This window comes from Cytobacillus sp. IB215665, from assembly GCF_033963835.1.
Classification (GTDB): Bacteria; Bacillota; Bacilli; order Bacillales; family SM2101; genus Nanhaiella.
On the sequence record NZ_JAXBME010000005.1, the window covers coordinates 53,143 to 75,998 of the forward strand.

Genomic DNA, 22,856 nt, shown 5'->3' on the forward strand with positions numbered 1-22,856 from the left:
ATATGAACGTAAGAAAACGTATAGGTAAAGTTATACTTGTATCCTTATTACTTCATCTATTTTTCTTCAGTCAACAAGAACCTCGAGCTTTTGCAGAAGAAGACTTGAAGAATACGATCGACAAATATGTAGAGTCATACTTAGAAGAGCAACGAATACCAGGTGCTTCAATTGCAATTGTTAAAGATAGTGAACTATTTTATTCGCAAGGTTGGGGGGTGACTGGAGAATCTGAGGAAGCGGTTACGACTCAAACTCCATTTACTGTTGGGTCAATTAGTAAATCCTTAACGGGCTTAGCGATTATGAAATTAATTGAAGAAGGTACCGTTCAACTAGACGATCCTATTCAAATGTACCTTCCATGGTTTTCCCTTAAAGATAAAGAAGCAGCATCTAAAATAACGATCGAGCAATTACTTACTCAAACGAGTGGTATAAGTACATACTCTGGCTTATTATTATCAGACCAAGGTTCTCAAGATTTCAATGCGATTAAGAACAATGTGGAAAGTCTCTCTGACACTAAGTTAACAGCTACACCGGGACAAAAACATCAATATAGTAATGCTAACTACCTAATTCTTGGTGCCCTTATAGAGGAAGTGACGAATCAAGCGTATAGTGAGTATATGGAAGAGCAAGTATTTTCACCGTTAGGTATGAATAATGCTGCAGCGGATCATGATACAGCATATGAAAGAGGGTATTTAGCTGGGTACCAGTCTTGGTTTGGAATTCCACGAAAAAGTTCAGTAACATATGATAATGGTGGAGCACCGTATGGGTACATCACGGCTAGTGCAGATGATATGGTTCAATTCATACATTTTCTTAGTCAACAAGATGGAAATTCATTGCTAAATGAAAAATATATGAACCTATATTTAACTCCTCATGTTCAAACAGGTGATAATCGATTCTATGGTTTAGGTGTTAGAATTTCAAACCCATATTCTGAGGATCAAATGGTATGGCATTCAGGTTCTACGCCTGATTCGCACTCTGAAGTATTTTATCTTCCTGAATCTAAGTGGGGTGGTGTTATTCTCACTAATAAAAATCATGCTTTAGAAGAGATGGCACTTGTAAACCTTAAACAAGGAATGATAAACATCTTACATGGTGATGAACCAGTTGAAATTTCGAAGTTCAATCCTATCGCTCAGTTAATTATATTAGGAATAGCTGTTCTATTAATACTGTTGTTTGTTTACCGATTAATTACCGTTAAATCGGTAAAAGTTCGACGAAGAAAAAGGTGGAGCATCATTGGTATGTTGTTATTAGTATTAGCATTTGCAATCAAGCCGGTATTTAGTTATAGTGTTGGATCACCTTGGCATTCAATTAAAGTATTCGGTCCGGACGTTGCGTTCCTTACTAATTTAATGATGATCCTTCTAGCATTGAACGGCATATTATCAATCTATATTTCTTTAAAATATAAAAGATCGAAGGAACATGTAATAGCAGCATAGTTTTATCATCAGTAGCTACGTCTTCCAGCCTCTCAAGTCATTTCGTAAAGGGATAATTACCTTAAAACGAAATGACTCTAAGGCATATCGGAGAAGGCAGTATCATACAGTCATTTAATTTAAAACAAACTGAATTAATTTTGTACTTAATTCTTCGTCAAGAGGCAAATTAGCGTTTGTATAAGTTGCAAGATTTCCTGCTTTATCAAGAGGGGCTTGTTTTAATATATGATTCATTCCTTCTATAATAAATAGTTCAGCTTGAGGGTTTGCTTCTTTAAGCAGATGTGCTTCTTTTTCAGTTACTTGTATATCGTTTGTCCCATTTATAATTAGTAGGGGTATGTTGAGTGAACTAATAATATCTACTGGATTATATGTAAACCAAGAAATTAAATAAGGTTGCACAGAAGGCCTAAATAAAACATTTAATTCTTGAGAAACATCTGTTACTTGTTTTCCTTGCTTAAGTTGATTCAGAATATTTTTCGTTTCGTCCATCAATTTTGGCGGTAATTGTCCTTCAAGTTGTTCGAGCAAGAGCTTATCAGCTGACTGCCCGACTCCAGCTAAAGAAATAAATTTATCAACCGCCACTTCCTGTACAGCTATCATTCCAATTAATGAACCTTCACTATGTCCAACAATATTTATTGAAGCAAAACGGCTATCTTTTTGTATATAATGAACAATTGCTGCAACATCATTTACGTATGATTCGATTGTTAAGTCTTCTTCTTTGTTAACGAGGCTTATATTATCTCCTACACCTCGCTTGTCGTAGCGAAGAGTTGCAATACCACGTTCATTAAATGCTTCAGAGAGCATTTTTAGACTATTGTTCTTACCGTTTGCTCCAACTGTATTCCCATCTTTGTCTGTTGGACCAGAGCCCGCAATAATAATAGCAATAGGTAGAGAATCTGCTCCCTCGGGTATGTCAAGAATAGCTGTTAAAGTACCTCTTTCAACCGGAATTGAAAGTGTGTTTTCCTCTGTTTTTCTGTGCTGTAGCTGTTCTTCAGATTGATCGGAACAGGCTACAATTATTAAGGATATGATTAACAAAACGCCTCTAGCTAGTATTTTCTTCATTGTAAATCACCTCTTGATGTAAGATTTTTTTGCTAAGAACATATATGTTTACAGTGCTAGCATGTGTGTCATCTATTCTTCTATATAAACAATGACAGTGGCATACAACCCAAACTTGTTGTTCTACTCTACTTTGTTGTTTTTCACTTACAATTGAATAGCTGTTGTGTATGATCGATTTTTGTAGTCTTTAGAGAAGAAGAGATGCTCTATATTCGTATTTAGTTCTTTTTACGAAAAGCAAAAATAGCCTTAAGTAATTACTTGGTTAAAATTTAGGAGAGAACATAAATGAAAATGAAAAAAGGAACGGTGCGAATTTCTAAGTTATTAATAAGCTTGGTGTAAAAGCTATGTTGACAATCATGTTGGTTTTTATTCCTTTGATAAATGTTGTAGCTCTTCTCACAGCAAAGGGTACTAAACAAGCTAGTGTGAAAATAGATTATATTTATTCTCGGTATATTTTATCTTGTGTTATGGATATATAATAGATTATGAAGTATATAACAAATTATTCCATATTAATTGGAGAATAACTAGATTGAGTAAATTGATTATCTTGTAATAGAGAGTGTCGATTATACCGAATATAAAATAACATAAGATGAAAGGAACGTTTTTTATGCAAAATATGCAGAAGGACATCAATATAGTTATATCAGAAGTCGTTAAAGATACAACGTTTTCTGGAGTCATTTTTCTGAAGGATGATAAGAATAATAGTTTTGAAGAAAGTCATGGCTACGCAAATAGGTCAGAAGAGATTGCTAACACTGTAAAAACTCGCTTTGGAATTGCATCCGGCTGTAAGTTATTCACTTCTATTGCTATTTGCCAGTTAGTAGAGAAGGGGTTATTATCATTCAATACAAGGCTCAACGAGTGTCTAGAAATTGAATTACCACACTTCGATGAAGCAGTAACGATTCATCACCTTTTAACCCATAGCTCTGGGATTCCTGATTATTATGATGAGGAAGTTATTGAAGATTATGAAGATCTTTGGAAAGATAGACCAATGTACGCGATGAATACTTTAAAAAGCTTTCTGCCAATGTTCCAAAACGAGAAAATGATGTTCACTCCTGGTGAGAGATTTCATTATAATAATACTGGATTTATTTTATTAGGACTCATTGTAGAGCAACAAACAGGTCTTAGTTTTACTAAGTATGTCGAACAGAATATTTTTCAGCCATGCGGTATGAGAGATTCGGGCTATTTTTCACTTGATAGACTACCTAAAAACACAGCCATTGGCTATATAGATAACGATGAAGAAGGTACATGGAGAACAAACACCTATGCTATTCCTATAAAAGGTGGTGCTGACGGTGGTGCATTTATTACTGCGCCTGATATGATGAGATTTTGGAAAGGGCTATTTAGTTATGAATTATTAAGTGAAAGGTGTACTAACGAGTTGTTAACTCCTCATATCCATAAAGACGGTGATGATTATTATGGGTATGGTATATGGATTAAGAAAACGAATAATAGAATTTGTAAATATCATGTAATGGGGTACGATCCAGGCTTATCATTTCACTCATCTTTTTATCCTGATAGTGGTATGACGATGGTCATCACTTCAAATAATGAAAATGGAGGCCCTTATAAAATTACTAGAACGATAGAAGAGCATGTATTGAATGTTTAATATGTTACGAAAATTGCAGGAACTGCTTTTGTTAATCTCATATGAAGTAGCAGCTAAAGTAAAGCACTGTTCTTTAGCTGCTTTAACTTTGTTAGCAATTTACTAGACATACATTTTATTTACCCCAACGAAGGGCAATACCTCCCCATCCAAGACCCGCACCGTAACCAACTAGGACGATTAAATCTCCATCTTTAATGTTTCCATGTTTTAACTCTTCATGTAGACCGATTGGTATCGTAGGAGCAGAAGAATTGCCATAGTACTGAATCGTTTTTGTGTGTACTTTTTCCATAGGGAAACCTAATGCTTTCATCCCTTGCTCCATAATTCTTAGATTGGATTGATGTGGTACGATATAGTCGACTTCTTCCAAGTTTAGCTTCGATACTTCTAACACTTTATTGATAGCTTTGGGCAGTTTATCAACTGCAAATTCAAAAACAGCCCTACCATCCATTTTGATATTCTTGTTTTCATCAAGATGTAAATATTCCCCACCGCTGCCGTCCATCTGCATGTTAATTCCTAATATACCTTTTTCTTGAGGAACTTTTCCAACAACAACAGCCGAAGCACCATCTGCAAATATGAGTGCAGTTTTTTTATCCATCGGATCAATGAAAGATGAACACTTATCCACTGCAATAACTAGTACTTTCTTATAGAGACCTGTTTGAATATATTGCGCACCTGTAGCTAGAGCTGTAATAAAGCTTGAACATCCAGAATGCAAGTCTAGCCCTGCACACTTTGTCGCTCCAATCCGATCTTGAACGAGTGCTGCCGTAATATGGGTGTCATGTGTATTTGTCCCTATAATAACCATTTCGATTTCATCAGCATCAACTCCAGCATCTTCGAGCGCTCTTCTTCCAGCTATTTCACACATATCAGCTAGCGATGCTTCAGCACATTCATATCTTCTCTCTAATATCCCTGTTTTTCTAATAATATCTTCTTCTGTAATCCCAAATCGTTGTGCAATTGCTTCATTTCCAATGATTTGTTCAGGAATATTCACTCCTATACCTAGAATCCCAGCATTATAATCCATTTACATATTCCCCCCTAATATTTGTTAATTCGACACTATTATTTTATCATGGTAATTAGTTGGAAATATAGTAAAATTTACATTTTTATAGTAGTTTTGAAGGGGAGAATGTATAAGTTAAATAGCTAAATAGTATGACTCTTATGTGCAAAGTTTAGGTAGTGTTCTAATGGCATGACATGCTGGGAAAAAGGAGGGGAAGATCTATTTTCACCGGGATTAAAGAAGGAAAAGAAAGTATTTTTCTTCCCACAATAAACATAATAGATTTGTGATATGTACTTTCTACCAAGATTCGCTATAGCATTAGTGATGAAAACGTCATAGGTGGCATCATTAATTCAGAAGGCACTTCAACTAGGAACTTAATCACGTAAAATACTATATTATAAAATAGGTATAGGTTAGTTCACATGAATTATATAAATAGTATTTTCTCCAACAACCTGATTACAAAAAATGAGTTTGCTATTACCATACAGAATTCTGAGAATACGATCTCAAGGAATATTAGTAAATCCCACAAGCTCCAAGGTGTCGATATTCTATGAGATAACAATAAGTTTATAAATCAAGAAGTAGTAAATAGCAATGTAGGATTAACAATAGCTGGTGATGACAATGAAGTATTAAATAAAGTTTTTTTAGGGAATAAATTAGCTGATATTGTTAGTTTAGGGGCCGACAACATATTAAATAGTATTAAGATTGAAAGAGATATTTAAGAACTGCTAGCATATTGCTGTTGTTCAATAGACAGATTTGTATGAGAATAACAGCAATGAAGCAGATTGAGATTCAGCTCTATTCATTATTTCCATTTATGTATATTCTTCTTTTCTTGGAGCAATAGAGTAACAAATTTTCAAGGTTGTAAATTATTATTAAAGTAATAGGTAGCATGCTATACTTCTACTAGGAGGGTTTCTACTATGAAAAAACTACTATTAACAGGATTTGTTCCGTTTTTAGATAATCCTATTAATCCAACTGAAGACATTGTAACAAAATTAGATAAAACGATTATCGGAAATTATGAAGTGTTTGGTCGCGTGCTACCAGTGGAGTTTGCTAAGTCAGGGAAAGAAATAATAAAGCTATATGAAAAAATTGAACCTGATGCTGTTATCTCGTTAGGATTAGCTGCTGGAAACAACCGTATAACACCAGAAAGAATTGCGATTAATTGTAATGATGGCGCTGTTGACAATACGGGTGCCGCTATGAAAGATCAGCCGATAAATATTGAAGGGCCTGATGGTGTTTTCTCCACATTACCAATTCGCCGTTTTGTAGATGCTTTACAAGAGGAAGGACTCCCTGCAGAAATCTCTAATTCTGCTGGAACTTATTTATGTAACAATGTGATGTATACTATGCTTACATATTTGCAACAGCAAAATAAATCAGTTCCGTCTGGGTTTGTCCATATTCCAGCTTCCCATGAGCTTGCCTTAAAAAATAGGAAGCTACCAAGTTGGTCTAGTGAAGATTTATTAAAGGCAGTTACAACGATGATCGGTGTGTTAGATGAAGCGTAATTAACCCGTGAATGTTCTATAGAGGTAGCGAGTATATAGCTGAAAATGTACTTTTACTCGCTACTATTTTAATTCGTTTTCATCTTTCGATATTACCCTTTCACAATGACAAAAGTATAAGGTGATTGATTTGAAACCATTCACATATTATCCTATTGGTGATTCAGGAATGAAGATTCAATTAAGCGATGATATCTCGTTACATACTAATAAGAAAGTTCATCAAGTATGTAAGGTGTTAGAGGAGAGAAAGATAGATGGAATTTTAGAGGTTGTACCATCCTACCATTGCTTTTACGTATATTATAACCCACTGAAACTGAAAATATCTCATATTGTCGATTCAGTAGAGCTTGTCTTTCACCAGCTTGCAGCTCAAGGTGATGAGCAGAATGAGGTCGTTTTAGTCCCAACTTTATATGGTGGGGAATATGGAATAGATCTCACTCGAGTGGCGCAAGAAAATGGTGTTTCAGAAAGTGATGTTATTCAAATACACGCTAGTATAGATTATTTTATATACATGATGGGTTTTTTACCTGGATTTCCTTATTTAGGTGGAGTTGAGGAAGCGATTGCTACGCCTCGTCTTAAAAATCCTAGAACAAAGGTCGCTGCTGGTTCTGTTGGAATTGCTGACCGTCAAACAGGAATTTATCCAGTTGACTCGCCAGGTGGCTGGAACATCGTTGGAAGGACGCCATTACCACTATTTAATGCTGACTCTGCAAAGCCATTTCTTTTTCGTGCCGGACAGTATATTCGCTTTATACCTATTTTAGAGGATGAGTTTTACCTTATTCAAGAACAGGTGAATAACGATACATACGTAGTGAAGGTAGAAAAAAAGGAAAATTAAAAGCCCCATGAATATAGGAAAAAAGAGGTGATTTCATGCTGAAAAGCATTGACTTAAACTGTGACTTAGGCGAAAGCTTTGGTGCGTATACGATCGGACAAGATGACGCTATTCTTGACTATGTCTCATCAGCGAATATTGCTTGTGGTTTCCATGCTGGTGACCATAACGTTATGGCAAAGACAGTAAAACTTGCAAAGGAAAAAAATGTAGCTATCGGTGCTCACCCAGGGCTTCCAGATTTAATTGGCTTCGGTAGAAGAGAAATGAAAGTGTCTCCTGAAGATGTGTATCATTTTGTTATCTATCAACTAGGAGCGTTACAAGCATTTTGCACAGTTCATAAAGTAGATATGCAGCATGTCAAACCACACGGAGCACTATATAATATGGCTGCAACAGATATACAAATTGCCGCTGCTATAGCTAACGCAGTTAAAGCGGTAGACTCACAACTCGTTCTTTTCGGGTTAGCAAACAGTAAGCTTATCGAGGCAGGTCAAGAGCTTGGCTTATCAACGGCATCTGAAGTATTTGCTGATCGGACATATCAACAAAATGGGACATTAACACCTCGCAGTGAACATAATGCACTTATTCATGATGACAATATAGCAGTCAATCAAATAATTCGTATCGTTCAAGAAAAAATTGTAACGGCTGTAACAGGAGAAAATATACATTTACGTGCTGACACAGTATGTGTTCATGGGGATGGTCCACAAGCGTTGATGTTCGTAAAGAAGCTGTTTAAAGCATTATCAGACAAAGGATTTTCTATTAATAAAGTAGGTGGCTAGAAAATGGGTAAGCCGATATTTTTTGTGAAAAAGAAAGGGTTATTTACAACATATCAAGATTTAGGTCGATACGGCTACCAAAAATATGGCGTACCTGTATCCGGTGCAATGGATCAATTAGCATTAAAGGTCGGGAACTTATTAGTTGGTAATTCTATTCGTGAAGCGGGAATTGAAATTACGATGCTTGGACCATTATTAGTTGCAGAAAATAGATGTCTCATAGCAATCACCGGCGCTCATTTAGGAGCAAAAATAAACGGCAATCCAGCACCATTGTGGAAAGCATTGTTGTTGAACAAAGGTGATGAACTTTCATTCTCTAGTCCGCAGGAAGGTATGCGTGCATATATCACTGTAGCTGGTGGCTTTGATGTGCGTACAGTAATGGGAAGTAAATCAACTTATGAAAAGGCTGATATAGGGCAAGCAATCGATGATGGAGATATTATAAAATGTAATAATTCATATGAAGAGCACACTGAATCAAAGTTACTTCAGAACAGTAATGTAATGCCAAGCCGTTGGCTTGCAACACATACTGTCCCTACATACGGTAAACATATTGTTGCTCGCATCATTAGTAGCCCCCATACTGAACAATTCACGAGCACAAGTTTAAAAACATTCGTTCAAACTACATATACTGTCAAACAAGCTGATCGCATGGGCTATCGCTTAACATCTCCTACACCCATTGCACATAACAACGGTGCGGACATCATTTCTGAACCAATACCAGTAGGGACAATCCAAATACCTGCAAACGGTCAACCTATTATTTTAATGTCCGATCGACAAACGATTGGTGGCTATACAACGATAGGAACGGTCATCACGGCTGACTTACCAAAAATCGCACAGCTCCCACCAGGTGGCACGATTCAATTTCAAGCTGTTACTGTAGGTGAAGCACATATGTTAATAAAAGAAGAACGCGCGATGCTTGCTCAAATCGCTTTAGGCGTAACTGGAAGTGCGGCACAGGCGTTAGCGCTTATAAATGAATGAGCGAGATGTATCGTAAGTGTACTTGGTGTAAGTTCTATTGAACTTGAGGGTATGAAGGAATTGTTGGGTCGGACAGTAAAATACAAAAGTTGGACAGTAAAGCAGCTAGTTTGGACAGTAAAACAGCGAACTCGGACAGTAAAGCAGTGAACTCGGACAGTAAAACACCAAAATTGGATAGTAAAACAGTTAATTCGGACAGTAAAGAACCAAAGTTGGACAGTAAAACAGCAAAATCGGACAGTAAGCCACAAAATGGAATTGAGATTGTCTAAATTTCAGTAAGTTGAAATAAATATTCAAGGTTTGATTGCTGCTTTCCTACTAAAATTCGCCTCCTATCATTTCAATTTTACAGATTTAACAGTTGAAGCTTGTTAAGGTCCCCTGAACAGGGGAGAATTTTACTTTTCTTATGGCGTTTTTCAACTGCTCGTCCCTACCTTCATCTCCCCATTAACATTTCTGCAAGTGGATAAAATAATAATTATCAGTCAACAAATGTATATCTAGATCAACAATTTTACGAGGGTGAATTTTTTTAGGGGTTCTAATCAATTTAGGTGAAAATATAGTAAAAAAGCAAATGTGCCAATATATTCATAAAATCTTTAGTTGCTTTTCTTATCTTAAATGTTTGCAGCGCATAGTTCTTCTTGGTAATAATCCCTGTAACTGGGTGAGAGAAAATTCAATTTAGAAAAAATATTTCAAGTGTCACCGAATGTTCAAATACAGTTGTCGTTATGTTAGGAAGACAATTATCCAATAATTTTTGTATTTGATGTAGAAAGGAATGATCTTTTTGTATGAACTGCTAAAGACAAACATACATATAAAAATATATAGAATTATATAAGATAAAATTGATCATTTTGTACAAAATGTATATAGCATAAAGATTTATAAATTCTTTGCATCAAAACAATCTTTGAGCTATGATGTTAAATGATGGAATGGAAACGCCAAGAGACATAATAACAAATAGGATGATGGGTATGAAAAGAGCGCGAATTATATATAATCCAACATCAGGACGTGAAGCATTTAAGAAGCATTTACCTGAAGTACTTCAGCGGCTTGAACAAGCTGGCTATGAAACCTCATGTCATGCTACAACGGGTGAAGGTGATGCAACGAAGGCCGCACAAATTGCTGTTAAGAGACGTTATAACCTTGTAGTAGCAGCTGGTGGAGATGGAACAATTAACGAGGTTGTGAATGGAATTGCAGAACAGCAATACCGTCCTAAATTAGGGATTATACCGGTAGGAACAACGAATGATTTTGCGAGAGCAATCGGTGTGCCTCGGTCAATTAATGCAGCTTGTGATATTCTCGTCGAAGGTGAACCGGTACCAATTGATTTAGGTAGAGTTAATAAGCAATATTTTATTAATATTGCAGGTGGTGGCCGCCTAACTGAATTAACGTATGAAGTACCTAGTAAGTTAAAAACGATTCTAGGACAGCTAGCATATTATTTAAAAGGGATTGAAATGCTACCTTCAATTCGTCCTACAGAAGTGGAAATTGAGTATGACGGGAAGTTATTTGAAGGAGAAATCATGCTTTTTTTAGTAGCAAACACAAACTCTGTAGGTGGCTTTGAAAAACTAGCTCCAAAATCAACATTGAACGACGGCATGTTTGATTTGCTCATTTTGAAAAAAACAAACCTTGCAGACTTTATTCGTATTGCTACATATGCGCTAAGAGGAGAGCATATTCGTGACCCAAAAGTGATCTATGCAAAAGCTAACCGCATTAAAGTGCAAACACATGATAAAATGCAACTGAACCTTGATGGGGAGTACGGTGGCTTAATGCCAGGTGAATTTGTAAACCTGTATCAGCATATTGAAGTATTTGTACCGAAAGATAAAGCCATGAAAATGAAAAAAAAATCATAGACTGTGTTTCGGTTGAGAAGGACTACACAATTGTTTTCAAGCAGGAACATCCACATTTGTAGCATACAGCATATATATATGTAGAAGTTGTAGTGGAAGATGTAAACAAGGTTCGTTATTGAATACAAAGTTATTGATAGACCGCCATACGCGGTCTATTTTTGATGGTTATGAATATCATTCAGGTGCTTAGCACATACAATTTATGTTACAATCGTTTCAGTATTTTATCGAAAAGGAAGTAGTCATGATGACAAAGGAAATAGCACCTATAGAAAAAAATGAGTTTGTGACTGTAACGTTTGAAGACCTTACTCATGATGGAGCAGGGGTCGCAAAAATTGATGGGTTTCCATTGTTCGTTCCACAAGCGTTACCTGGTGAAACGGCTAAAATAAAAGTAATAAAAATAAAAAAAGGCTATGGTTTTGGTCGCTTAATCGAAATACTTGAACCGAGCAAACACCGAGTAGAACCAACCTGCCCAATATATAAGCAATGTGGTGGTTGCCAATTGCAGCATATGAGCTATGAAGGGCAGCTTTTAGCAAAGCATAAGCAAGTAAAAGACGTCTTAACTCGTATCGGACATATAGAAAATGTGACAGTTCACCCTGTCATGGGTATGAACGATCCATGGCGCTATCGGAATAAAGCACAGGTTCCAGTTGGAGAACGTGAAGGAGGACTTGTCGCAGGATTTTACCAGCAAAGATCCCATGAAATTATTAATATGGAGTCTTGTGACATTCAGCACGAGCAAAATGATTTTGTCGTGCAAACAGTGAAGTCCATCTGTGAAAAATATGGCGTACGTGCGTATGATGAAAAAAAGCATCGTGGTACGCTTCGTCACGTTATGGCTAGGTACGGTCAAGTTACAAAAGAAGCTATGGTCGTACTCATCACGAAAACAGCGGACATCCCGCATAAGAAAAAGATAATAAAAGAAATAGTGGAACGCATTCCTGACGTAAAGTCTATCGTTCAAAACGTCAACACAAAACGAACAAATGTTATTTTTGGTGATGACACATCTGTTCTTTGGGGAAACGAATATATTTATGACTATATCGGCAATATCAAATTTGCCATATCAGCACGATCGTTTTTTCAAGTAAACCCAGAACAAACAAAAGTACTCTATAACAAAGCGCTAGAATATGCAGAGCTTACAGGTGATGAAACAGTCATCGATGCATACTGTGGCATCGGTACGATCTCCTTATTTTTAGCACAAAAAGCAAAACAAGTATATGGTGTAGAAATTGTGCCCGAAGCAATTGAGGATGCAAAAAGAAATGCAAAATTGAACGACATATCAAATGCCGAATTTGCAGTAGGGAAAGCCGAAAAAGTCATTCCAGCATGGTATGAACAAGGCATACACGCAGACGTCATGGTGGTAGACCCACCTCGTAAAGGCTGTGATGAAGAACTACTAAAAACAATTATCGATATGAAGCCTAAACGAGTCGTTTATGTGTCATGTAACCCGGCAACACTAGCACGAGACTTACGAGTGCTAGAAGCAGGAGGATATGAGACGAAGGAAGTACAGCCTGTTGATATGTTTCCGCATACGGGGCACATTGAGTGCGTCTCGCAGATAGTTTTAAAAGAAGCAGCAGGCCCCAAATAGGGATTCCTGCTGCATTTTATTCGATTATTGGAGCCGAAAAGCGATAGTGAATATTAAAACTACTGTCTTCATTTACTTCAATACGATTGACTAGTCGAGACAAAATTTCTGGTGACAGCTCATTAAAGTTAAGGAAGCTGAGTAGTTCTTCTTTTAACTTTTCTATACTATCTATAACTTGTTCATCCTCAATTTTTGATAATAACTCATTTTTCTTTTTAACTAATTGTTCGATTTCAATATTGCTTGCTTCAACGTTTTCACGATAATCTTCATGAGTTATTTGTTCGTCAGCCAACATATTAATATATTTCCCTTTTCGTTTTTTAAATACAAGTATTTGTTTATTGGCTTTGTCTATTCTTTTCATAAGATCATGTTTAGATTTCTTTGTCTTTAGCTCTAGTTGCTTGAGATATTCTTCTTTATTAATTTGTTTCACTAACAATTTAATGTCGGTTAAAATCGTATTTGTAAGATGCTCCTCTTTTACAAAATGACTACTGCAGGCTTTCTTACCATGCCGTGCGTAATTGCCACAAATATACCCTTTTCGATTACTTCGATACCACAATCCTTTACCACAATCAGCGCAGTAAAGAATGTTAGTAAATAGGTGTTTCTTAGGTGCAGTAATATATTTAGTTCTTACTTTCATTTGTTGCTGAACAGTATTAAACATTTCTCTTGGAATAATTGCTTCATGAATATCTTTGTGGATGATTTGATGTTCCTTTTTAACTTTTTTCCGTTTCTTGCTTGTAACACTGACTGTAGTTGTGCGCCCCTGAACTAAGTCACCAACATAATGAGGATTTGATAAAATAAGTCTAATGGTCGAATCATTCCACTTGTCATTAGCATTTTTTTTACCAGCAACTTCGGCAGGTGTAGAAATACCATCGTTATAAAGTCCCCTTGCTATACTTTCTCTTCCAGCTCCACGTAAATATTCACTAAAGATCCTCCTTACGATATCAGGTGAATCGTCATTTCTAATATGCAACTTTCCACCTCTTACTTCATAACCGAACGGAGGGCTAGACCCCTTAAAGAGCCCTTTTTGTGCTCTTGTTCGCAAAGTCTCTTTCACACGGTTACTCGTATTTTCTGATTCTTGTTCATACATCCAAGCGTAAAGTCCAAACATATTAGTATTTCCAGTTGTGGTATTAATGGCATTATCTAAAGTGATGATATGGATGCCTTGATTCTCACATAAGTTTTTTATTTTATATGAAAGTTCTCCGTTCCGTGCTAATCGAGAAAGTTCCTTAGCCAAGATTATATCGAATTTTTTCTCTTCAGCATCTTTAATCATCTTTTGAAGATTTTTTCTCTTCGCCGTAGTTCCAGACTGGACATCCACATAGAATTCGTAGATGTCCCATCCTTGTTCCTTAATATATCTATAAAATAGTTCTTGTTGATACTTCAATGATGCTTTTTGTTCCTCTTTATCGGTTGATACACGAATATAAATTGCACATCTCATAGTACATCCAACCCTTCAGGTTTATTTTGAGATGTAGCAGTGCTTACCTTGTTAGCATTATTAACAATTTCATCAATTTTATTATGAATAATTAAACTAATAAGTTCGTTAAATCCAGTTTTTGGATTGGTATAAATTCGTTTAGCAATAGTCTCTTTTGTGTTCTTCATCTTTTTTCCTCCTTCCCAAAGAAGTAAATAAATGAAGATCTATAACATGAATAGGTAACTTCCTTTTGAATTTTTGATTAGGTTTATAGTTGTGAAATAGTGACCTTGCATAATAATTAATATTTGTATTCATAAAGATGATCCTTTCTTACATTAGTTGTGGAAAATAAAATACCGCAAAGTATTAGCTTTAATGAGCTAATTAAACTTTGCGGTTTTCGCTTTTCTTGTTATTTTGTTTTTTGCTAATTTAATTTTAGGTTTTCATTCAGTATATTTCTAAATTTAATCCGATTTTTCTTACTCACAATATTTGTAAACCTTACAAATACTATATGTCTTTGGGGTTTCTTATTTCGAGAACATCACCTTCCTATTCAAATTAGTAATATGCTTTATGGTTAACATAGTATATTGTATCTTCGTTTCTTTATATTTTAAGGCTATTTTTAAAAAAATATATTTTTCTTCGGTTTTTTGACCAAGAAGAATATTTATGATTCGATTTTACAACCATCGAAGTATACTTCGATGGTTAAATAACCGAAGAATTGCCTCCAAAAACCCTTGATTACAAGGGTTTTTAATGTGTGTATATCTTAGTGTTAAAAATTCAATGGCGAATCTTCGGTTTTTTAACCAGACAAATCCTCGACCTTGTTAATTTTTTCGGTAAAGTAACTAGTTACATTTTCCAAAGACACAAACGGTGAGAGTCTGTAATTAATTTCTAATTCATTGTCTTTTTCAAAGTTGACTTTTACTTCTTTAAAATACATGAGAAAAAATACTCTCAGTTCTGTATCTGTAAATTTAAAGAAGGAGTGTTTTTTTAGTTGTGTAACAAATTCATAGTAATAATCGTCATTTGAAATTCTGCTAATTTCATCCTTTGTGCTATTCAAATACATGATATCATTCTCAAGGTTTTTCTTAGCTGAAACAAAGACATCTCCTAAATCTTTGTCTGAAGCAATTTCGTTGGCCATTATTTTTTCGTTGTATTGTATTCTGTCTAGTTGTTTTCTTAGTATTTTTTTTGATCTGTCCAACTTCACTGACCAATCTTTTAGTTGTTTGTTAGCAGTTTCAGCAAAGCTACTTAGTTGATTAGACCATTTATTCTTCAAGTCATTTAATACAACGTTATGAATTTCAATAATTGGTAGTGAATTCTTACACTGATTACATCTATAAATCATATACATGCCTTTTTTACCTTTTGGAGAGTTATCCTTGGCTATCATTATACTATTACAATTACAACATTTGATTAAATTACGAAGGTAATAAGGTGTTTCCATTTTTCCATGCTTTTCTTTTAATTTGTTCATTTGTTTAACAAGATGTGCTAGTGTTACTGAAATAATTGGCTCATGCACTTGTTTAAATAATTCAATATCTTTATCAGGTTTAGGTTTACTAATATCATATTTTGTTCTTACATACCATGCTAGGTCACCATTATATACTTTATTGTTAAGAATATAACCAATGGTGCTGCTGTTCCAAAATATAATCTGTTTCGTTGTTATAGAACAGCGATTTAAATGGTTAGCGATTTTTTGATGTGAGTAGCCCCAACTTGCAAGGTAGTAAATATATTCAATTACTTCAGCATCTTGATTAGGAAATAGACATGCGTCTATCATATCGTAACCAGCAGGTGATTTTGAGCCAGGACGCTTACCAGCAGAAAGTGAATTTTTCTGTGAATCTTTTGCTCTCGAAGATTTAATCTCTGATTCTTCTGATGCAAAAACTAATTTAGATTGAACTAATGGATTATTAGGATCCCAAATTCCAATAGATTGAGTACTGTAGAATCTTGAATCAGGGTATTGACCTATAATTGGTAAATAAAAGTCGTAATAAAAATCCGTAATACTTCTAGTCATCCGTGATTCCTCATAAAAACAAATCGCTATTACACCTTCATTAAGATATTGAAAGATCTCTTGAATACCTTTTCTTTTTGAAACATTATTGTGAAAAGCGCTTGTAGCCTCGTCTATACACCAAGCTACAATGTCAATACCCTCTTCTTCAGCAGTTAAGAGAATTTGTCTCTTTTGTATATCTAATGAATGATTTCCATGCTGTTTTGTATCCGAGTATCGTAAATATCCTATACCTCTCACTTTTTTCATGAAGTCTCAACTTCTTTCATGTATTTTGCTAGGAATAGTTCAACACTTACATGATCATCATAAATAATAGCCTTTTTGACTAGTAGTTTAATCAACTTAAATAAATCCAGTTTTTCGAGGTCATGAACAAAATCAAATATCATAGCTTTTATGTCTTTTATCTCATACTTTAGTTTTAAAAGACTTGCAAGGTCATTATTTATCAAGTTGTATTGTTTTTTTAATTTATAGATTTCTTTTAAAATTTGTTGGTAATTGAATCCTTTTGACTTTCCTCTAATGCTAATTTCTATAGATAAATCGTCACAACGTTTTGAGATTTTCTTTTGTTCTCGAACTAATTCCTTACTTCTAAGTTTAATCCCTTCTTCCATTAATCTCTTAGAAATGCTTGGGCTAATATTCTCCACATGTTCTAACACTGTTTGTGTAATTACATCATTAAATTCCTTAATGTCCATAAAATTTCTCTTATGCTTAGAACTGCAAACAAAGTAGCCAACATCAAGTACGTTTTTCTTCTTATGTTTCATAACTTGTTTACACATCCCACACTGTGGAATGAATTGGATCTCTGCATTGACATCATGAACTTTATTTTTGTATTGGGTGTAGAAGCTATTAATAATTTCATTAACTTCAGTAAACAATTTTAAACTAATGATAGGTTCCACATAAGAAAGTGGTTGATATCCACCACCATGTGATTTATGATGTCCAGAATAAAAAGGATTTCTAAGTATTTTTAATATCTTATCAACATTGTTTATTCCTTTTCTACGCTTAATGAGGACTTCAAAAAATTGATCTTCATTTTCAACTTGTTTTAAATCATTAAATAATACTTCAATAGATTTTTTTTGCTCATGATTAATAACATACTTTACATTTTCTTTTCCTTGTTCTTTTCCTTTTATGCGTTTATATCCGAATATTCTAGAGGGATACAGCATTCGAGCATCAGCTGTACGAGTCCGAATGTTTTCACCTTCAACTTGACTAAATATCCCATACAATGCTTCAACACTTAGTTTTCCACTAAAGGGTGGTTCATTACTTGCGGTGTAAACTACTTCAACACCATTGTTGAAAAATATTCTATTAATATCCACACACTCATAAAAGTTTCTAAACAAACGATCGCGTTTATAGACAATTAATTTTTTAACCTTTCCATTTTTAATTAAATCAATGACCTTCATTAAATCTGATCTTTTAGTCATAGGGAGTTGTGTAGCTGATACATCTTTATCACGGAAAAAATGAATTAAATCTTCATCACCATTCAATCCGATTGATTTCAAATACCTTATAGCAGCAGTTTCTTGGAGTTCAAGACTTTGTGTTGCAGAACTTACACGTCCATAAACTGCAATAATATTAAGTTCTTCCATAAAATGTTCCTTTCATTATAGGTTTTTACTAATTAAAAGAGTTCGAAGTTTATCATCATCACGAGTTAAGTGGTTTAAAAGTGCCTTTTCAATGAATCGCTCTAGCCATAATTCAGATTCTGAAGACAATTCTTCTGAATAGGTGACTTTTACAACTCTGTACTTTTCACTCATATTTATCCCTCCAGTAAAAATGGTTGATATCCATCTTAGCCTGAAGGGACATTATTTATACCAGTGAGAATTTACTTCCTTTATCACTCTGAATCAATCTCTAGAGATAATTGAGATCCTTCATTTTGTTTGATATTTTTACCCTTTCTAGGTTTAATAACTACCTTAGTTTCATAGCCGGGAATTTTTAGCTTTTCTATTATTTGGTTCATAATCCCAACCTCTTTGCCGGATAAACAATTTGATTATGGCTTTGGATATACCGTCAGATTCACATTGTTCTAAACAACGATAGTGCCATATAAGACTGCGCTTTCCAATATCCATCATCGAGGAAGTCCTCCTTTCTATATTTTTATACACTGAGTAGTGTGTAAATATAATAATTAGTATTAATGAATATTCTTATAGGACTTTTGGCTTATTTTTATCTTTATGTTTTGGAATCTATATTCTAATAAATAGAGGGACTAATTAAATCTGCTATATAAAGAACTCCATAAACGCTTCAATTTAACTGTAATTACCGTTTCAAAAAGTAATAGGATAAGAAAATAGATCAACCTGAAAATGATTGGTTGACCTCCTAATAGGATTTGATGAAAAGATAATGTTCTTAAAAGAATAATTAAGTTGTTAAAAGTGATAGTGATTTTATTACCTAGTAGACTAAATACTACGTAACAAATAATTTTATTTGTGGAATTATGTACTTAAAGAAATGCAATTTTATTAATTTGATTATTTCGCAAACGGGGCCATATTGTTGAATAATAAAATTAATAAATGATGTTAAAATTTAGAAAAGAGTTATTAGGTAAGATTTAAGAAATTGGGAAAAAGGGTGTTTGTATGAAGAAATGGGAAAGGGAATATCTTGTAACAGAGCGTGGTGTATTTGAAATATATAAAAAGAGTAATGGGGAACCTCTTTGTGTTACTCACCATTACTCTGAATTTAATGAGACAGGAGATTATTTTGCAGAAACCTTTACCCAATTTTATAAAGTGATCTTAGTAAATTTAAGAGAGGTAGGTAATTCAGAAAAGGCAAACGAACCCTATCAGTTATGCTTATTGGAAACTGTTTTTGACTTAGAAGCAATCCGTGAATCACTAGGTTTTGAAAGGTGGGGATTTGCAGGCCATTCAAGGGGAGGAATGTTGGGTATTATTTATGGTATTTATTTTTCCAACCATTTAAATTTCAATGTTATAGTTGGGGCAGCAGCAAAGGAATATATGACGTTCTCCATAGATTGCATTTATAATTCAGCACACCCACAATTTCACGAATGCAAGAACTAAGTGAACTATTAAAAAAGCCCAACTTATCAATAGAAGAAAGAAATGAACTAAAAGTTGCGAGAACAAAACTATCTTTATTTGAACCTGCAAGGTATGATGAATATTTTTCATTAAATATTAGTAAATAAATGTAAGAAATTAGGTTGAACTACTTTAGTAGAGAAGTGCAAGTAAATGATGTAACAAAAAAATTGAAATATATAACAACACCCACATTAATAATTTGTGGTAGATATGATGTACAATGTCCGATAAAGTACTCTCTTGAAATGAGTGAGAATATACCTAACTCAGTAACATTGAAAACATTGGCATGTTAAGATATTCTCATTCAATAAAAAAACGGGTTGATTAAGGCAACTGGTTTTTTAATGTCATATTGTTAAACCAGATTGTACTGGTTCGTGGATGAAGGAGAGCTACATACATCTGCTATTCAATATTTGATAGGAACGGAGCCTATTCCGAATATTTGGGGGAATTATTAATAGTAAACAATTTGATAAGTACAAGGCCATACATCCAGATGCAAAACCGTTGAAATATGGACCAGAGATGAAGAGTCAGTGGCGAAGGACATTAGATGAAGTGATTATACCTCTGAATGATGAGTTGAGATAAATACGTTTAAATAATTATGCAGTATGAATTTTGCATCGAATAACTATGAGTTTTACACCTTGAATTTGTGAAGATAAATATTTATAGCATGACATAATTGTCATTTTGAGAATAAAAATAATGTTGAGTCAGAAGACTATAAATTCCTCCTTTGACTTAGTAAAATTTTTTCTTTAATCCATATGTTATGTTTGAAATGAGTTTTTATGTTACAGTAGTTTCCTTTTTATGTGGGTGGAATATTGATTTCATTCTTGAAGAACTAGTGTCATAACTTAATAAAGTTTGATAATTTAAGACTTATAAGAAATTGGATTAATTGACCAATTTCTTTTTTGTCGATTAATACCTACCCAAAGTGAATAAAATAAATAGTAGTATAAAGGGGATTTGAACTCTTTAGTCAGAGGAAGAGGCCTTTCGCTCTAGTAGAAACAAGACATAAGTGCAAATCCTCCGTTTTTAAAAAGAAGCATTTTGGAAGCCTGAGTGCATCTGAATTTGAAAAATAGAAAGAAGAGGTGTACCTTAACTTTTGAAACATCTCCTAAAATTTTCAAAAATGCGTTATCCAAAACCTTATCCATCACCTCTAAAAAACATGTTAATTAATCTGAAATTAAATCTTACTTATTTTTAGCTTTTTCTATATATTGTCTTCTTTTTATCAACTTGCATCGTAAGACATATTTATTAAGCGTTTAGCTTTTTCCATATCTTCATCGTTTGAAATAACAACTTCCAAATCGCCAGTTCCGTAATGCCCTATGTTGCTAACATCACGGGTAAACCCTTGTTCTAAAGTAATTGTGTCGGACTTAACCTTTAAATAAAGTAGTACCTTTGCAGTCTGGGGATGTATTTCTACACAAGCAAAGTTTTTTATGCGTTTAAATGCTATGTAATGTTTAAGGATTTTTATTTGTACGTCATCACCGAGAGCCATCATATAAGCTTTTAATGTTTCAAACCTATCGGTTAATTCCGTATTAGCTTGCTCTAAGTAATCAGATACAGTTTTTACTCGTGTATTACGTTCAGTTGGAGTAGGTGTATCTTCAGTAATATGCACCGTTTGTGCCGTTGTAGAGTTAACTAAATCAAGTAAAACAAAACCATCGTTATAATGTTTATATTGGTAAAGTTCAATATTTCTGTTTATTTGTTGTACAGCGTGTTCATCATATTTAGTAAAACCGCCTGCAACACACAGTAAACGAGGACTATTCCAATCAATAAGATCCGCAACAGCTTCTCCGTACTTACGTAAAGTCATAAGTTCAAATTCTGCTTTATGGTCAAGTAACCAATCCAAGTAAAATAGCCCTTGATTTATTACATTTTCGTTAACTGAACGCTTGTACTCAATAATTACGGGCGAATGGTTTTCGTCTATGCCTAGAGTATCAATACGCCCTGCATGGCGTTTCCCTGTACTATATTCAGAAGCTAAAAATCGAACACCTAAAAATGTTTCTAAATGCTGTTCGAATAAATGTTGTAATGATTTTTCAACAGCAACAGATTGCCCTTCTAATTCATCTACGGTATGCCCGTTTAGCCGAAACAATTTAATATCCCCCACGTTACAATCCTCCTTACGTTTACAATTATACCATTAAAAAATAGTATATTCTTCATGTAAAGTAATACTTCTATGTAGAGAGGAGCTGCTCTTTATTATTGTAGGCATTGGAAAGGTGTGGTCCAATTCTATTTTTTTCTCCTAAATAATATTGGTGATACAAATGGCGTTTGGGTTTTGAAAATGGTTCATAAGTGGTAAAGCAATAATTCACAATGAGTTGGTTTTAAAGTTGGTGATAAATAAATCCTCCGCTTCGTTTAAGATTTTTTAGTTCTCGCATCTGGAATTCTCTATAGGGATAAAATTTGTTTGAATTAGATGAAAGAATAGATAATGGGTAAATATGAGCCAAGTAAAAAAGGAAGGAGTTTTTATTATAATAATGGAAGGTTCGAGTTAGAGTTTGAAGATAAGTTAATATTTTTCATAATTATTTCTTATGAAAATAAGTAGAATAAATATTGGAATCCGAAGATAGGGATCGATGATTTTTAAGAGAAATTGCTTCAAGTATCAAAAGGTTAATTCTATAGCCAAAGATCAAAAGTCAATACTAGAGATTCCTAATGATAGTATCAACATATCTTGATATCATAACTTAGTGTATGGAAAGTACCCGATTGATTACAAAAATAACCACCTAAAGAAAATTGTCTAGTTAGGTGTTGACAGTCCAGAAACCCCAGTAAAGTTTAGGGATTATTAAGTAAATTAATGCCTAAACTAATAATGCGACTACAGATACGATTACTAAGATGCTTATTTATGATGTTTAGAGTTTCGTAATCTGACATAAGAGGCTATTCCCATTTAACTGGGGATAGCCTCTTTAGTTTAACTTAATATGTTTAAGTTTTATAGATAACAGTTGCCTTATAAAATTTATTAAAATAA

Annotated in this window: 19 protein-coding genes and 1 pseudogene; 11 read left to right on the plus strand and 9 right to left on the minus strand. The window is 34.2% G+C overall.

All coding sequences use genetic code 11. From position 1 onward, the window contains the following. Nucleotides 1–2: 2 nt before the first annotated feature. Nucleotides 3–1,481, plus strand: coding sequence for a serine hydrolase domain-containing protein (locus tag SLH52_RS08535; protein WP_320208847.1), 1,479 nt, complete (start codon nucleotides 3–5; stop codon nucleotides 1,479–1,481). Nucleotides 1,482–1,595: 114 nt separating this feature from the next. On the opposite strand, the gene SLH52_RS08540 is transcribed toward SLH52_RS08535, so the two are convergent. Beyond that, nucleotides 1,596–2,576: an alpha/beta hydrolase gene (locus tag SLH52_RS08540; RefSeq protein ID WP_320208848.1), complete on the minus strand. Its 981-nt coding sequence runs from the start codon at nucleotides 2,574–2,576 to the stop codon at nucleotides 1,596–1,598. Nucleotides 2,577–3,201: 625 nt separating this feature from the next. Here SLH52_RS08540 and SLH52_RS08545 point away from each other — a divergent pair. Then, nucleotides 3,202–4,239 carry a serine hydrolase gene (locus SLH52_RS08545; protein ID WP_320208849.1) on the plus strand — a complete coding sequence of 346 codons (1,038 nt, stop codon included), beginning with the start codon at nucleotides 3,202–3,204 and terminating at the stop codon, nucleotides 4,237–4,239. Nucleotides 4,240–4,354: 115 nt separating this feature from the next. On the opposite strand, the gene SLH52_RS08550 is transcribed toward SLH52_RS08545, so the two are convergent. Further along, nucleotides 4,355–5,296: a beta-ketoacyl-ACP synthase 3 gene (locus tag SLH52_RS08550; protein ID WP_320208850.1), complete on the minus strand. Its 942-nt coding sequence runs from the start codon at nucleotides 5,294–5,296 to the stop codon at nucleotides 4,355–4,357. 932 nt (nucleotides 5,297–6,228) lie between these two features. On the opposite strand from SLH52_RS08550, the gene SLH52_RS08555 reads away from it, so the two are divergent. The 7 genes from SLH52_RS08555 to rlmD all read left to right on the plus strand — a co-directional run bounded on the left by SLH52_RS08555 (nucleotide 6,229) and on the right by rlmD (nucleotide 13,062). Continuing rightward, nucleotides 6,229–6,837 carry a pyroglutamyl-peptidase I gene (locus SLH52_RS08555; protein WP_320208851.1) on the plus strand — a complete coding sequence of 203 codons (609 nt, stop codon included), beginning with the start codon at nucleotides 6,229–6,231 and terminating at the stop codon, nucleotides 6,835–6,837. A 130-nt stretch (nucleotides 6,838–6,967) separates the two neighbouring features. Then, a complete protein-coding gene (pxpB, locus tag SLH52_RS08560) occupies nucleotides 6,968–7,696 on the plus strand; it encodes a 5-oxoprolinase subunit PxpB (protein WP_320208852.1) in 729 nt (242 codons plus the stop codon). Between the two features lie 38 nt (nucleotides 7,697–7,734). After that, nucleotides 7,735–8,496 (plus strand): 5-oxoprolinase subunit PxpA, encoded by a 762-nt coding sequence (locus SLH52_RS08565; RefSeq protein WP_320209092.1) that lies wholly within the window; start codon nucleotides 7,735–7,737, stop codon nucleotides 8,494–8,496. A gap of 3 nt (nucleotides 8,497–8,499) precedes the next feature. Beyond that, nucleotides 8,500–9,507: a biotin-dependent carboxyltransferase family protein gene (locus SLH52_RS08570; RefSeq protein ID WP_320208853.1), complete on the plus strand. Its 1,008-nt coding sequence runs from the start codon at nucleotides 8,500–8,502 to the stop codon at nucleotides 9,505–9,507. An 89-nt stretch (nucleotides 9,508–9,596) separates the two neighbouring features. Beyond that, entirely contained in the window at nucleotides 9,597–9,782 is a 186-nt protein-coding gene (locus tag SLH52_RS08575) for a hypothetical protein (RefSeq protein WP_320208854.1), read from the plus strand. Nucleotides 9,783–10,505: 723 nt separating this feature from the next. Further along, on the plus strand, nucleotides 10,506–11,420 hold the full coding sequence (locus SLH52_RS08580) for a diacylglycerol kinase (protein WP_320208855.1): 915 nt from the start codon (nucleotides 10,506–10,508) through the stop codon (nucleotides 11,418–11,420). Nucleotides 11,421–11,670: 250 nt separating this feature from the next. Continuing rightward, the gene (gene rlmD / locus SLH52_RS08585) at nucleotides 11,671–13,062 is read left to right on the plus strand and encodes a 23S rRNA (uracil(1939)-C(5))-methyltransferase RlmD (RefSeq protein WP_320208856.1); all 1,392 of its coding nucleotides are present in this window, start codon (nucleotides 11,671–11,673) and stop codon (nucleotides 13,060–13,062) included. A 16-nt stretch (nucleotides 13,063–13,078) separates the two neighbouring features. Here rlmD and SLH52_RS08590 read toward each other — a convergent pair whose 3' ends face one another. The 6 genes from SLH52_RS08590 to SLH52_RS08615 form a co-directional block, all read right to left on the minus strand. After that, nucleotides 13,079–14,557, minus strand: coding sequence for a recombinase family protein (locus SLH52_RS08590; RefSeq protein ID WP_320208857.1), 1,479 nt, complete (start codon nucleotides 14,555–14,557; stop codon nucleotides 13,079–13,081). Then, the gene (locus SLH52_RS08595; protein ID WP_320208858.1) at nucleotides 14,554–14,727 is read right to left on the minus strand and encodes a hypothetical protein; all 174 of its coding nucleotides are present in this window, start codon (nucleotides 14,725–14,727) and stop codon (nucleotides 14,554–14,556) included. Before SLH52_RS08595 ends, SLH52_RS08590 begins: the two co-directional genes overlap by 4 nt. Before the next feature lie 635 nt (nucleotides 14,728–15,362). Next, on the minus strand, nucleotides 15,363–16,877 hold the full coding sequence (locus SLH52_RS08600; protein ID WP_320208859.1) for a recombinase family protein: 1,515 nt from the start codon (nucleotides 16,875–16,877) through the stop codon (nucleotides 15,363–15,365). Beyond that, nucleotides 16,874–18,271: a recombinase family protein gene (locus tag SLH52_RS08605; RefSeq protein WP_320208860.1), complete on the minus strand. Its 1,398-nt coding sequence runs from the start codon at nucleotides 18,269–18,271 to the stop codon at nucleotides 16,874–16,876. Before SLH52_RS08605 ends, SLH52_RS08600 begins: the two co-directional genes overlap by 4 nt. A 15-nt stretch (nucleotides 18,272–18,286) precedes the next feature. Then, nucleotides 18,287–18,445 (minus strand): hypothetical protein, encoded by a 159-nt coding sequence (locus SLH52_RS08610; RefSeq protein WP_320208861.1) that lies wholly within the window; start codon nucleotides 18,443–18,445, stop codon nucleotides 18,287–18,289. A gap of 83 nt (nucleotides 18,446–18,528) precedes the next feature. Then, nucleotides 18,529–18,657, minus strand: coding sequence for a hypothetical protein (locus SLH52_RS08615; protein ID WP_320208862.1), 129 nt, complete (start codon nucleotides 18,655–18,657; stop codon nucleotides 18,529–18,531). A 640-nt stretch (nucleotides 18,658–19,297) separates the two neighbouring features. On the opposite strand from SLH52_RS08615, the gene SLH52_RS08620 reads away from it, so the two are divergent. Together SLH52_RS08620 and SLH52_RS08625 are read left to right on the plus strand one after the other, a co-directional pair. Next, nucleotides 19,298–19,753: an alpha/beta fold hydrolase gene (locus SLH52_RS08620; RefSeq protein WP_320208863.1), complete on the plus strand. Its 456-nt coding sequence runs from the start codon at nucleotides 19,298–19,300 to the stop codon at nucleotides 19,751–19,753. A gap of 398 nt (nucleotides 19,754–20,151) precedes the next feature. Then, nucleotides 20,152–20,374, plus strand: a pseudogene (locus tag SLH52_RS08625) (hypothetical protein); the annotation flags it as partial. A 667-nt stretch (nucleotides 20,375–21,041) separates the two neighbouring features. Here SLH52_RS08625 and SLH52_RS08630 read toward each other — a convergent pair. Further along, nucleotides 21,042–21,959: a DUF5655 domain-containing protein gene (locus SLH52_RS08630; protein WP_320208864.1), complete on the minus strand. Its 918-nt coding sequence runs from the start codon at nucleotides 21,957–21,959 to the stop codon at nucleotides 21,042–21,044. Nucleotides 21,960–22,856: the final 897 nt, after the last annotated feature.